This is a genomic window from Paraburkholderia silviterrae (assembly GCF_004353915.1).
GTDB classification, from domain to species: domain Bacteria; phylum Pseudomonadota; class Gammaproteobacteria; order Burkholderiales; family Burkholderiaceae; genus Paraburkholderia; species Paraburkholderia silviterrae.
Window position 1 is genome coordinate 12,049 of the sequence record NZ_SMRP01000047.1, and the last position, 13,934, is coordinate 25,982.

The following is a 13,934-nucleotide window of genomic DNA, read 5'->3' on the forward strand; positions in this document are numbered from 1 at the left end:
CCGGGTCAGCTTTCGGGACGCCGCGCAAATACGCTCATCCCCGCGCAGTAGCCCAGCTCGCGATAGGCTTCCCATTGGCTGTCGTTGAAGAACTGGTCGACCGTGGTCTCCTGCGGAAAATCATGGAAGGTATTCGCGTAGGTACTGACGTCGTTGGGCGGGCCGATGCCGATACTCGGCTTGACGTATAGCAGCCAGCTCGGCCGGTCGGGCTGGTTGGTGTAAGTGATGCAGGCAAGCGCGGCGCAGCGCGGGCCATCGCGCTTCAGTTCGGAGAACGCACCAATGGCTTCCGGGTCGAGCAGTGGCTTGATCCAGTCCGGCAGTTTCGGCTCATTCGCCCCGCGCTCGAAGGCGCTCCATCCGAATCTGCGGCGCGGAAGTTTCGCGCGCACGCCGCGCGGATCGAGCCAGCTGATGGTGGCGCAGAAGTCGTAACGCACCTGCCTCGTCAGCAGTGCGAGCGAATCAAAGCAGTAAGCCGGGTCGGCGCCCGCGTCGACGGCGACGATGAAGGGAAGCCGCCGCCGCAGCAGCTCGTAGATGCCCGTGTTGTCGAAGTGGCCGCCATCGCTCAAGTACCACATCTGCGCGGAAGGTCCCTCGAAATAGGCGCGCCATTCGTCCAGCAACTTCGCTTGCAGGGTGAAGAGCGCCGAAGGCAGCGACTTGAGCCGGCGCCAGAGTGCCGGCGGATAACGTCCCGGCCGCTCGCCCGCTGCAATGCCGCTGTTCCACCAGTAACCGATCCGGAAATTCAACAGCCCAAGCAGCAGGGACTCCGCGAGCTTCGTGTTGCGGCCAAGGCCGGTCGTCGCGGCAGCGCCCGAGATGGCCATCCACTGGCCGAGGCTGAGCCGCTCGACACTGACCGGGCCGCCGTCGGCGCGTGCAAGGGCGTGGAACTCGTGCGGATTCGGGCCCACCAGCACGGGGATGATGGGCGCGGCGCGCACGGGTGTCTGCTTCGCGTCGCGCGCGCCCCAGAGCGCGTGAAACCGCCTGCCCGCGCTGATGCCGGCAGGCCCGACGCACATTGGCATGCCCTTGTCGTCGCGCAGTTGATTGCCCGAGAGCGGATCGACCGTGTTATTCAGGCAGGTGCTGATCAAATGCAGCGGTCCACCATGCCTTTCGGGATGATATTCGTCGAACGGGACGTCGTCGCCCAAGTCGCTCACGCCCACCGGCACAGGCTTGCTGACACCGGGCGGATTCACGCGGGCGTCATTGGAGGCGCCCAGATAGGTGCGCACCAGCTTTTCCGCGTAGCTGTGCTGCAGGGACGACAAGTTGAGAAAGAGCAGCGCGCGGCCTTTCACGGCCGAAATGAGCAATGCGGCAACCACGCAAAAGCGCGCGGTGGTCGAATCGAGGCTAAAGGCCAGATAGACCAGCAGATCCAGGAACAGGAACAACACGAATGCCAGCGTGAATGCAGTGAGCGCGAGCAGCACCTCCTGCACGAGGCCGCCCACGAAGGTCTGCCCCTGGTCTGGCGCGGGCGTCGCGGCCTTTTTCGCCTCGCGCTTGAGCACGCTAGCCGTGATCCCTCTTAGCAGGACCAGTACGGGAGCAATGCCAGCCATGGACCAGTTCATCGCACGCGAGCCGCTCGTCGGCAGCAGTTGCGCGAGCGTATCCACCACCACGAACAACGCGCTCACAGCGAACCCGAACAGCGCCGCGCCGAGCAGACGGGTCAGCCGGTTGCGTATGACAGTCGTGCCGTCCTCGGGCTGCGCCGTGCCTGGATCGATCGGCGGCGCATTCGTTCCTGGCGGCGGGGGATTGGCGAGCAGCAGCCCTGCTGCTTGCTGCTCGAACCACGCGAGCAGCAGCACAGCGAGCGCGACGGCGCTCCAGACTTCGATGTCGTGCAGCGTCAGTCCGTAGATCGCGCATCCGAGCATCACGATCCACAGGATGAACGGCATCCATGGCCGCCAGTCGCCATGCGGGCGGCGCATCATGGTGAGCCAGTAGCCGATGGAAGGCGGCAGCACGCCGAGCACGAACAGCCAGAGCGGCAGCCACCACCAGGCCGAGAGCGTCACGCCTTGCCATTGCGGCGGCGCGGTCTCGCACACGGGCGAGAGGTAGCTGAGCGACGAACAGCCGAGCACGAACCAGTGCAGCGCGCCCAGCACGCCAAACAGCAGCGCGCCGATCCAGACATGCACCGCCGCGAGGTTGCGCAGGATGACCGCGATGTCGAACAACCTGTCGTGACGGCCGCCGCCCGCGAGATATTGGGCGTTGTAGCGCAGCCACTGAATAGTCGGCGAACCCAGATTCGTGAGCGTCCGTTCTACGCGGTCCACGGGCATCTGGCGTTCCTGCTCGGGCATCTCCGTAAACAGCTTGCCGAGAAATGAGCCTATATAGCCGCCACCCGATATCGTGGACATGAAGTCGATATCGCGCAGACGCCGCGTTCTCGCGAGCGCCTGAAGCACGCCGAGACAGAAGGTGGCGCTGCGCACGCCCCCGCCCGACAAGGCGAGGCCAACCGTATCCTCCGGCAGCCGCGCAGGATCCGCATGGGCCGCATCCTCCCATTCGGGCCGGGCCGAGCGGCGGCGTGCGCGCACCGCGCCCGCTTCGACAGCCTCCAGCGCGCGCGGATAGTTCTCCGAGTCGGCCAGCAGGACGTCGGCGGCCTTCTCGCTGATCATGAAGGTAGGCGTCACGATGAAGTAGCCCGGAATGCGCGGAAAGACCGAGGTGTCGACGATGCGCAGGCCCTCCACCCCATGCACGCGGAAATTGCTGTCCACCACGGCATACGGGTCCTGCAGATCGCGCGGATCGGCGCGCCACGGATCGTGGCCGATCCGGCAAGTGCCGCACGCGTGATGCCCCCACGCTTCGTTCTTGATCCACTGACGCAAGGTTGGCGAGTAATCGGGTTTATCGAGGCCGGGCTGGACTTCGCTGGCGAACGCGGACACCCGGTGATTGGTCGCGCGTATATGCTGGATCGCGTCGCACAGGGCATCCACGTCGCTATTGCAGTCCTGCGCGCCCTCGCTCGTGTCGTCGAACGAGTGAAAGTTGATTTCCGGCGTGGCGAATGGATCGTTGCTGCGCAGGCGGACCGCGCCGTTATTGTTGTTGGTGTAAGCCTTGAGAATCACCCAGCTCCACAAATTGCGCGTCGTTTCATTCGACGACATGCTCCGGCACAGCAACTGCCGCGAATAGTCCCAGTAGTAGCCCCGAAACGCGACCGGCAAGCCAAAGATGAACAGGTCCGGGTCGCTGCGCACGCAGGCGCCGCTCGTGGACGACATCATCATGGCGAGCGCACCGCCGTTGGTCGAGTAAAGGCCGCTCTGGTCGGTGAGCCACTGGCGCAGCATCGGGTCGTCTGCGTCGCCCGGATCGAAGGTCACGCCATCGAGGGTGGTAAACGGCTCGCGCGCCTCGCTGATCACGCTGACTTCATAGCGGTCCTGAAGATTGCGGCCGACGCCCGGCAGATGCACGACCGGGGCGACAAGCTCACCGTCACGGCGGCGCGGCCCCTCAACCAGGCCGTGCAATTGCGCAGCGTCGCCAATGCCGCTCAGCATCAGCAGTTGCGGCGTGTTGAATGCGCCGCCGCAAACAATCACTTCGCGGCGCGCGAACAGCTGTAGCGTGACGGGCGCCTCGTCGTTGCCGCCATGCCTGGGGCTGGCCGCGTACAGATACGGACCGATGCGCACTTCCACGCCAATCGCACGCGGCACGCCGTTGCCGCCCTGCTCGAACACGATCCGCGTGACATGCGCCGGGTTCAGGATCGTGAGCCGGTCCGGGCATTCGGCCTTCACGTTCAGCAGATGGTCGCGCAGGCCGCAGCGGCGCTTGCCGTCGGTGCCGATCGAGATCAGCGAAACGTGGGCGCGGCTCTGGATGTCCGGCGAGCGGACATTGGGGTCGAGGAACTGCAGGATCTGAAGCCGAAAGAGCGCGAGGCCGAACATCTGCGCCGCGCTGCGATTTTCGAGCGAGGCCAACAGCACGTCCTTGAGCACGCCGAGAAACGTGCGATCGCCTCGGGCGATGTTGGCGATCACTAATGGGTCGATGAAACTCGTCTTCTGCCAGCCCGCCGAACCGTGTCCGCCGGGATCGAGCTGCCCACGCGGATCGAGCACACGTGCCAGCCATTGCAGAAAGTCGAACACGCGCCCCAGCGTTCTTTCCGCGAAGGTCCGGTAGACCGCGTAGTAAAGGCAGTTCTCGATTTTGGCGAAGTAGCCCTGCATGTTCTGCGAGCGCCATGAATCGTCGCCGGTGAATTCGGCAATGTGATCCCAATCGGCGTCATTCGGGCGAATGATGATCATCGCGTGATGCGAGGTGCAGCCGCCAATGGCCGCCGCGCGCGGATAGAAAATGCCGCCCGGCTGCTGCCCCGGCGCTGTCGCGGAGGGATCCTTCGCTTCATTGTATTTCGAGTCGTTTTGCTGACGCGCCGTGCTCGTGTAGTGACGCACCGAGAATTCCCAGCTCATGTCCGGGTCTTCGGTCGCGCTGGCATGGAAAGCCGGCACCGCGTACACCTGGCGCATCTGCTGTTGTGCGAGATCCGGCGCGCCGCGCGTCATCGGCTGAGCCTGCGCATCGGGCTGCGCGACGGCGGGATCGGTGCCGGCCTCGATCAGCAGCACGCGGCGCCCGTTTAGCGCAAGCCGCGCGGCGAGCGGGCCGCCGCCCGCGCCCGAACCCACGATCACATAGTCGAAGGGCGTGCTCTGCGGGTCCCTGGCTTTCGACAGCGGGTCATCGGGGTTCATCGCGGCTCCGGTGGACGAAGTTGACGAGTCAGAGCGTTTCGAGGAAGGCCTTCAGTTGCCGCTTTTCGTCGTCGGACAGCGTCTCTCCGAACCAGTGCCCGCGGTCCAGCACGAAGTCGGGACACTTGCTGGCCTTGAGCAGCGCCGGGCCGGCCTCGCGCTGGAATTCGCCGAGCGCCTTGAAGCTGCCGTCTTTCGGGTCGTCGCGACGCACCAGCAGCACCCCGCGCGTGAGGCCAGCGGCCGCATGGAGGAGATCCACCGTGGGTGCGTCCGGGTCGATGTTCATGAGGAGATTGACCGGCGTGCCGCGCGGAATGGGGCCGATGTCGATGCCGATCAGGCGCCCGTCGAGCAGCGCCTTGCCCAAGCCGCCCATGACGGCGAACACCACGACGCTCACTGCGAAGAACGCGCGCGCCCAGCCCTGCTTATTGGGGAAGCGGAAGAACGCCACCGCTAACACAAACGGGACAAGCGGAATGAGCCACAGCCCCAGATAGATCGTGTCCACGCCCGAAACGCGCAACACGGTCGCCACCAGCGCCGCGAGCAAGGCGAGCAAACCGCCGGCAAGGCGAGGTTGCCCCACGAAAATCAGTACGAAGGCGATCAGGGCCAGCACCAGCCACACATAGATGAACAGAATCGATGTCAAACGCTCGCCCAAAATACCGCTGACGAGCGGCTTGATGTATCTCGGCGCGAAATCGATATAGGAATCCTTCGTTGTTCTATAGATAAAGCCGATGTCCCTGAAGCCCGGTTGATCGGCCACGCCCGCTGCCGCGAACGACTGCCGGAAATCACCGCGCAGCGCACTGCATTCGAGACTCTGGTCGGCCGGGTGGTCATGGCAGAACGCCTCTTTTTGCGCGGGATACACGTTCACGAGCCGCGCGGCGCCATATGCGGGCGTGCCGATAACGGCCCGCTTGCTGTTGTTGAACAGCTTGTCGATCGCGTCGTCGTATGCCTCGAGCCGGCCCTTGACAGACGGATCGCGGTTATAGATGCCGAGCGCATTGTTGTGCAGCAATGGCGCCGTCGCCCAGACGCTGACGAGCGAGGCCGGCCGGTAGTAGCCCGGGCCGCCGCCGGGGGGCGCGTATTCGTCGTTGTTCCCCCACTTGTCGACGGCGCTCGTTTTCCTGAACGGATTGTAGAAGTGGACCACGCCCACTGCTGGCAGCGACTTGTACGTCTCCGACGAGAAGTTGTCCCAGACCTGGCCGCGCATCCCGTTGGTGCCCACCGCGCGCTGCGAATTGGTGCCGACGAGGGTGATCGGCACGCGCACATCCGTCGAAAGATAGTTATCCTTTTCGAAAAAGTCCTGCCCGCCGTTCGGCTGCGCCGCAATGTATTTCTGCAGCCGGTCCACATAGGCGAGCCAGGGCGCGCTCAGCTTGAACGCCTCCCAATCGGCGAAGTCCATGGGCAGCGTGATGCCGCCCTGAGCGTCCGCGTTCGCGGTGCGCCAATCGTGAGAGAACGAGATTTGCAGATTGGGCGGCTGTTTGCTGGAATGGCAAATCGCGCAATTGCGAATGAATACGTCGCGGCCCTTTTCGCTATCGGCCTGATTGGCGTTGATCCGCGCGAGCCCCTCTTCGGTCGAGGCGAGTTTCATCGGCTGCGTGACCGTCGCGCCCGATTGCGTGACGTACGTGAAGAAGTTCTCCAGCTCTTCCACGCGAAAATGCTCGGTCGTATTCCAATAGACCGATTTTTCCTTGATGGTCGCGATATCGAACGGCCGCTGTGCCGTGAAGCCGACAATCGTGTTCTGCACCCTGCGCCATTGCTCCGAGTAAGCGCCGATGTTCAGATACACGCGCAACAGCGCGCCTTCGATGCCGATGCTATCGGCGCCATCGAGCAACACGCGCGGCGTGTGGCGCGGATCGAGCGTGAAAAGCGGGGCGTCCTCGATCCCGCGCAGCATCAGGTTGCTCTTGCTTTGCTCCTCGGGCGGGTTGATGGCGGCGCGGGCAAGGCGCGCGTTCACTTCAAAAATTGCGTTGATCGTGTTCGGATTGTTGATGTGGTCCGTGGCCACGAGCGAGGTGTCGATGGTCCCGGGCTGCTGGCTCGCGACGAATTGCCAAAGGAAGCTATCGGGCGTCTTCAGGTTCGTGAAGGCGTTCGAGGGTAGCCAGTACTGGTTGCCGATCATGCTCGACATATCCCCCCACTCGGGATGCTCCATATCCTTGGGCGGCGAGAGCGGATGCGGGCCGACATGGCAGAACGAGCACGCCATGCTGACGCGAAACGGCCGGATGAGCAAAGGATCGGCGTGAAAATCCGCGTCCTTGGGATCGGTCGAGTAGTAACGCTTGCCCTGATCGCTGACAACCTGCTCGTTCCAGTGCTCGCGGGCTTGCTTCGCGGCCGGCGACTTGCCGAAGAAGTCCGGATTCGGCCATAGCCGCAGACCCACGACGCCGGAAGGATAGCCATAGACGAGTGGGTCGACGCCATCGTTGCCGAGCTGAGCGATGGCCTGGTCATAGAGCGCTTGAGCCTCGGGGTCCACCTCAAAAAATGTCTGGTGGTGATGCGCCGGGTCGTTGGGCATCTTCACAGGCTCCACGGACTTGCCGTCTGCGCCAACATCGTTCTGCGGCGCATGCAGGGTGACCTTGTCGCCGTCAGGTCCGTCGATATAGAGGCCGAGGCCAGTCATGGGCGTGTCGCGCTCGACCATGCCGGGCTGGTTGATCAGCCCGCCGTCCCTGAAACGATGGGCGCGGTTCTTCGAATTGAGCAGGACGAGAAAGTCCGCAATGCCGTAGCCGTTCTCCTGCACCCAGCCCCAGAACGCCTCGTTGCCCTCGCCCCACAGCATCCAGGTGTTCTGCCCCATGATGGCGGAGCGCGCGGCCTTCGGAACGCTGTGTCCGTCGAACCAGTCCATTGGGCGCGGCGTGCGGTCGGCGCCAACGACGACTTTGTCGACCTCACTGAAGAGATTTCGCGTTTCCGTCGGGAAGCACTGTTCGTTGCGCGGAAACAGGCGCACGCCTCGGGCGGTGACCGTGGCCCCGGCCTCATCGGGTGGGGCGCTCTTGTCGACCTCGCCATCCGGCGGGCCATCTTTCGAAGGCGGGGGGGCGACCGACGCAGCGGGATAGCGCTTGATCGCATTCGCCAGTTCCGTCGCGTCGGCCTCACATGCCGCTTTGGCCGACGATGCCGCCGATTTGCACGCCGCCGGCTTTGACGTCGCTGGCGCGCAGCTCGCCGATGCGCACGCCACTGGCGCCGATGCCGCCGTTGCGGCAGCATTCGCCGCGCTCCATGCCAACAGGCAGGAAGCCCCCATCAGGACGCCAGTTATTACGCATGACGAAAGACATTGCCGACGCGCCAGCATGCGCCATTCGCTTCGTGAACTGAACAGTGAACGCATGACCGCCCCTCCCCTGAAGGTGCGAAACCCAAGGAGCAATGGCTGCTGTGTAACTGCCGCAAAGCGAGGCGCCGTGGTGTGCACTGCCGGCACGCTTCGACCGCGCTCGCGAAGCATTCAATACCGGCTCCCGATGGCGAGCAGTCGAACCTGCTCGCGCACCGATGTCATTTACGCACGCCCGGTGACGGTGAGGACAATATAGGCGACGCTTAGCGAATGTCAATTTGGTTACATTAGTTTCGAATCCTTCTCAATGAAATCCCAACCATTACGCTGAAACCAAAATGCATGTTCGTTATCGAAGCAGCGCAATCATTCGCTCGCGCAGACGATCACGGCCCCAGCGAAAGGGCCGCTGCATGGACGGCTTTGCGAATGCGAGGAAACGTGCCGCAGCGGCATGCGATCCCCTTCATCGCCTCGTCGATATCGGCGTCGGTTGGGTGGCGATGGCGATAAAGCAACGCCGTCGCGGCGATCAGTTGAGCGCTTTGACAATAGCCACACTGGACGACGTCGTATTCGAGCCACGCTTTCTTCAGCGCGCGAGCTTCCGGGCTATCGAGCCCTTCGATGGTGACGACACGCGCATTGTCAATTGCCGACAGGGCAGTCTGGCAAGACGGCTTGGCGACGTTATCGAGCAAGACCGTGCAAGCGCCGCACACGCCGATGCCGCAACCGAACTTGGTCCCCGTCAGTTTGTGCTCGCACCGGAGCGCCCAGAGCAGCGGAGTGTCTGCGGGAGAATGCAAGACGACAGTTCGCCCGTTAATACTGACTGACACCATATATCACCTCCGCAAGGAACGGGCGGCTCAATAAGGGGAAGGCGGCGCGTGCGCACTCCCGTGAGTGCGAAGAGCGCATTCGCTACGGCAGGCGCAATGGGCGGCGTACCCGCTTCGCCAACGCCCTGCGGCTCGGTGCCCAACTGCAGCACTTGTATGTGAATCTCAGGGCAAGTCGACATATTGACGAGCGGGAAATCGGGAAAATACCGCTGCTGAACCTGGCCGTTCACAATGGTGACGCGTTGCTGCAAGGCGGCCGACAGCCCAAAAATAATGCCGCTCTCCATTTGCTGCTCGACGAGATTCGGGTTGATCGCGATACCGCAATCAATCACGCAGTAGACCCGCGTGACCCGGAAGCAGTCGTCGACCTTCTGCACTTGCGCCACCTGGGCGACCACGCTGCCAAATGATTCGTGCATCGCCATGCCACTGGCCGTGGTTGCGTCATGCCTCGCCAGGCTCGGCCACCGGGAAAACGCCATGAGTGCCCGCAGCACTTGCGCGTGCCGCTGGTGCTCCGGCCTTTTCAGCATGTCCAGCCGGAACTGGAACGGGTCCTTGTGCGCGGCCGTCGCCATCTCGTCGATAAAGCTTTCGACAAAGAACGCATGAAGCGAATGCCCAACCGAGCGCCAGTTGCCTATGGGTATCGGTAGCGACACGGTATGGTGCGTGACGGCCATGTTCTCGCATTCGTACGGCTGATCGAACGCGCCCTCCGCACTGGTGACGTCCTTGACGATGTCGAAGACGATCTTCGGCGTGCCGAAAGCGCGCGGCAGCGCTTCCCGATTGACCGACTGGCTGGCCGACTCGTTCTTCCAGGCGATCAAGTTGCCGTCCGGGCCGAGCGCGCCCGCGAATCGCGATACGCATGCGGGACGATAGAAGTCGTGCGTCGTGTCCTGCGCACGCGGCCAGATGGTCTGCACCGGCCGTCCCTTCGCACGCAGTGCGATCGCCGCCGCCTGGACGATATAGTCGACTTCGAGCCGGCGGCCGAATCCGCCGCCAACTAGGCACTGATGCACCTGCACCTTGTCTTCGTGCAGCTTCAGGAACTTCGCCACGGCCGTTCGCGCCGCCATGGGAATCTGCGTGGAGACCCAGATCGCCGCCTCACCGTCCTTGACCTGAACCGTGCAGTTAATGGGTTCCAGCGCGGCATGCGCAAGGTAGGGGGCTTCGTATTGCATGGTCAGCGGTTTCGATTCCTTGAGCGTCCTTTCGACGTCACCCGTCGAGTAGAAAATCTCCGCATCCGCGCCGCCGTTCAGCGCCCCGTTCAAGGTTGCGAGAATGTCCGCATCGCTGACCTTTGCCGCCGGGCCGTGATCCCATGTGCACGACAACTGGCAGAGCGTGCGCATGGCGATGAACGGATTCGCAGCGATGACCGCAACGCCGCCTGTACCGCCGTGGTAAGGCTCGACCGTGAAAATGTCATGCACGCCCTCGGTAGTCTTCACCTTCGAGCTGTCATAGCCGGTCGCCTTGCCGCCGAGCGTCGGACACATCGTGACGCTGGCGTAAAGCAGATCGGGGGGGAGCGCGTCGATGCCGAAGCGCGCGGATCCATCGATTTTCGATTGTGCCTCGATGCGCTTGAAGCGCTGGCCGATAATCGTGAACTGCGATTTATCCTTGAGCGTGACGTGAGTGGGAGGCTGCTCGAGCTTTGCCGCTTCAACAAGCTCTCCGAACGTCGCTGATTTTGCCGAGCCCCAAAGCACATGGCCCGCGCGTGTTTCGCACTTGTCGATGGGGACTTTCCACGCCTTTGCGGCCGCAGCGCAAAGCATGACGCGAGCCGATGCCCCCGCTTCGCGCATCGGCATCCAAAGGTCGACAATGCTCGTCGAGCCGCCCGTCACCATGGTGCCGGCGAAGCGCGCGAGAAAGCGCGCGCCCTCTTCTTCGCCCTGCGCCGTCCAACTGTGATCGTCGGGGCGAATGGCCAGCGCATGCGCGATGTTTTCGCGGTTCGTGTACAGCGAGTCGATGGGAGCATCGACGACACGGACCTGGGACCAGTCCGCTCCCAGCTCCTCTGCCAGCAACATCGCCGCGCCGGTATGGATGCCCTGCCCCATCTCCGCCTTGCTCATGACGATCGTGACATGGTTGCCGGTATCGATCATCAGCCAGCCATTGAGCACGACATTGCTGCCGGTCGTATCGATCGGCCGGCTCGGCAGCAGTCTTCCATTCGATGGCAGTGCTGACCATCCGATCGCGAGCACGCCCAACCCCGCGACACTCGCACCGCCGATAAGAAAGGTTCTCCGCGCCAGCATGACATCGTCCACCGAATGTTCTTGCTGCGTTTGAAAGTCGGCGCAGGCCGAAGCCTGGAATTTCACGTTGCAGCTTGCCTTGCTAGCGATCGAGATACGCGTTGCCGCATAAAAGCGCTTATTTTTCTGCTTCTTTAATCACCTATATTAGTCACTAGATCTGGCGATTGCGAATTCGAATACGATTCAGACAAGTGGAGCGCTTGCTGAAAAAAGAGCATCGGCGCAATGGGAAAGGAAGGTATGCAAACCGGCGCGCACCGCCGCTATGCGGTCAGCTCACGATGCAGGGCTCGATACTCCTGCGCAAGCTTGTGCCCGGGATCGAGATGAACGACGGGCACGGACTGTTGATGGGACTCGCGGATCTTCACCGACGACGACAGCCGCGAGGCCAGCACCGGCAAGCCCTCGCTGACAAGCTCGTCGACCAGCTTTTGCGGCAGGCTCGCACGAGGCTGAAACTGGTTGATGACAATGCCCTCCACCTCCAGCGCGGCATTGTGGTCTTGCTGGATCTCCTTCACGTTTTCCAGCAGCGTGTAAAGCGCGCGCCGGGAGAAGTCATCGCAGTCGAACGGAATCAGACAACGCTCGACGGCGATCAGCGCGGAGCGGGTGTAGAAGTTCAACGCAGGCGGCGTGTCGATGTAAATCGCATCGTACATGTCGAGTTCTTTGAGCGCATCGCGCAGCTTGTAGATCTTGTAGCGCGACTCCAGCTTGCCGTGCAAGGTGTCCAGATCCGCATGGCCGGGCATGACGTCCAGGTTCTCAAACGGTGTCGGATGAATGAATGCGGTCGCCTCCACGGGCCGGAAGCTGAACGTCAACGCGGTTTCAAAGAAGCCGGCTACAGTGGGATGCGTCTCGCTGGCGCGCGCGCCGAGCAGGTACTGAGTTGAATTCGCCTGGCCATCGAGGTCGATGACCAGTGTGCGCTTGCCTTCGCTGGCGCTCACGGCCGCCAGGTTACAGACGATGGTCGATTTACCAACGCCGCCTTTCTGATTGAATACAACACGCCGCATGCTCGCCCCTTGAACGCAAATTGGCCCAAAGGCAGCAGCTTACCTGAACATTATTGCTGACTGATGGCCATCACATTGGGGCCAGTACGGGTCGTGAGGCAGCGGCAGGCGAATCGTCGACAATCGTCACCACGCGGAGCCGTAGCGCGTGTCGGGCCCAGGGCCTGTTATTAGCGTGAACAGCCCCTATGCCAGCACGCCACGAGAGCGCAGGTTGCGTGCATAGAGACATATTCCTATATCAACCACCCAACTGAATATCATCCATGGCATTGTAGCGACGATGAACTCCTGCGAGTAATTCAGAAGACACATTAGTGTTTGGACTGCAGTAATACAAAGCGCCATGAAAGACAAGGGGAATGCGAAGCGCCGCAGCGTAAATAGCGCGCATGCAGCGGAAAATTCGAGTGCCACGTGAAGCCCCATCAACACCCATTCGACTGGCGAAAACGCATGGGCCACGATGAATGCCAGCGGAGAGGAATCCACATTTGACAGCACCCAAACCGAGATCAGCGCGACCGCCAGAATTGAATACGCAGAATAAGCGGAGATGACCCATACGAGTATGGGCCGACTGCTCTTTTTATTGGTCATGTAACTCGCTCATTGGATAGCCTGTCTACGGCGTTATTTTCTTGTCACTATGCATTGAAATATCGCGCCATTCAAGCCCCTTGACTCGCGCATATCCATTTGGCAAAGCTATAAAGGCTAACTGCCAAGCCGCGAAATATCGAGCCGTCTCCCCAATTTATGCCATTTGACTGAACTCTCCGTGATCTCGCCGTATTCGCGTACCTCGGCGCAGCCCCCTCCTGAACGCTTGCAGACCGCTGCGCTCATTCCCGCTGCAGGACGACGTGCGTCGCTTTTTCCGTGCTCACATGCTCCGTGCATCGATAGCCCAGCTCGACCATATCCATATCGCCGAACAAGCGCTCACCCGACCCGAGAAGCACCGGCGAAATCGCAATGTGCAATTCGTCGATAAGCCGCGCCCTCAGATACTGCTGAATAACCGCCACGCCTCCGCCGATCCGCACGTCCTTGCCGTTAGCCGCTGCCCTCGCGCGCTCGAGCGCGGCCTGAATACCCTCGGTGACGAAGTGAAAGATCGTGCCGCCCTCCATCACGATCGATGCACGGGGGTAATGGGTCAGCACGAAAACGGGGACGTGATAAGGTGGATTCTCTCCCCACCACCCCTTCCAGGTGTCGTCTAGCCACGGCCCGCGCACGGGTCCGAACATGTTCCGCCCCAGGATCCACGCGCCCACGTTATCGAAGCTGCGCGCCGCGAAATCTTCGTCGAGCCCGGTGGATCCACCATCCTGGCCAAACATGCGCCGGAACGTTCGCGTCGCGAATGCCCACTCATGCAACGCCAGTCCGCCAACGCCGAGCGGATTCTGCAGGCTTTGGCGCGGCCCCGCGCCGTAACCATCGATCGAGATCGAAAATGCGCTCACTTGCACTTTGCTCATTTCCACTCTCCTGTCGCTACAATCCCAAGGTTTGCGCAGCCGCCGTGCCTTCACGAGCCTTGCAGCAGCGGCCCCTCCATCCAGTATCACACTTATCCGCTCTATCGC

General features: G+C 62.3%; 7 protein-coding genes. All 7 read right to left on the reverse strand.

Features of this window, described 5'->3' with window-relative positions:
• Positions 1–5: 5 nt before the first annotated feature.
• The 7 genes from EYW47_RS38335 to EYW47_RS38365 all read right to left on the reverse strand — a co-directional run bounded on the left by EYW47_RS38335 (position 6) and on the right by EYW47_RS38365 (position 13,826).
• Positions 6–4,790: a GMC oxidoreductase gene (locus tag EYW47_RS38335; RefSeq protein ID WP_133200014.1), complete on the reverse strand. Its 4,785-nt coding sequence runs from the start codon at positions 4,788–4,790 to the stop codon at positions 6–8.
• Between the two features lie 28 nt (positions 4,791–4,818).
• The gene (locus EYW47_RS38340; RefSeq protein WP_133200015.1) at positions 4,819–8,208 is read right to left on the reverse strand and encodes a hypothetical protein; all 3,390 of its coding nucleotides are present in this window, start codon (positions 8,206–8,208) and stop codon (positions 4,819–4,821) included.
• A 335-nt stretch (positions 8,209–8,543) separates the two neighbouring features.
• On the reverse strand, positions 8,544–9,002 hold the full coding sequence (locus EYW47_RS38345; protein WP_133200016.1) for a (2Fe-2S)-binding protein: 459 nt from the start codon (positions 9,000–9,002) through the stop codon (positions 8,544–8,546).
• Entirely contained in the window at positions 8,909–11,305 is a 2,397-nt protein-coding gene (locus tag EYW47_RS38350) for a xanthine dehydrogenase family protein molybdopterin-binding subunit (protein WP_133200032.1), read from the reverse strand. The genes EYW47_RS38345 and EYW47_RS38350 overlap by 94 nt, the downstream gene beginning before the upstream one ends.
• A gap of 266 nt (positions 11,306–11,571) precedes the next feature.
• Complete coding sequence (locus EYW47_RS38355; protein WP_133200017.1) at positions 11,572–12,336, reverse strand: ParA family protein; 765 nt, start codon at positions 12,334–12,336, stop codon at positions 11,572–11,574.
• Between the two features lie 186 nt (positions 12,337–12,522).
• Positions 12,523–12,936 carry a hypothetical protein gene (locus EYW47_RS38360; RefSeq protein WP_133200018.1) on the reverse strand — a complete coding sequence of 138 codons (414 nt, stop codon included), beginning with the start codon at positions 12,934–12,936 and terminating at the stop codon, positions 12,523–12,525.
• 245 nt (positions 12,937–13,181) lie between these two features.
• Positions 13,182–13,826, reverse strand: coding sequence for a dihydrofolate reductase family protein (locus EYW47_RS38365; protein WP_133200033.1), 645 nt, complete (start codon positions 13,824–13,826; stop codon positions 13,182–13,184).
• Positions 13,827–13,934 lie beyond the last annotated feature (108 nt).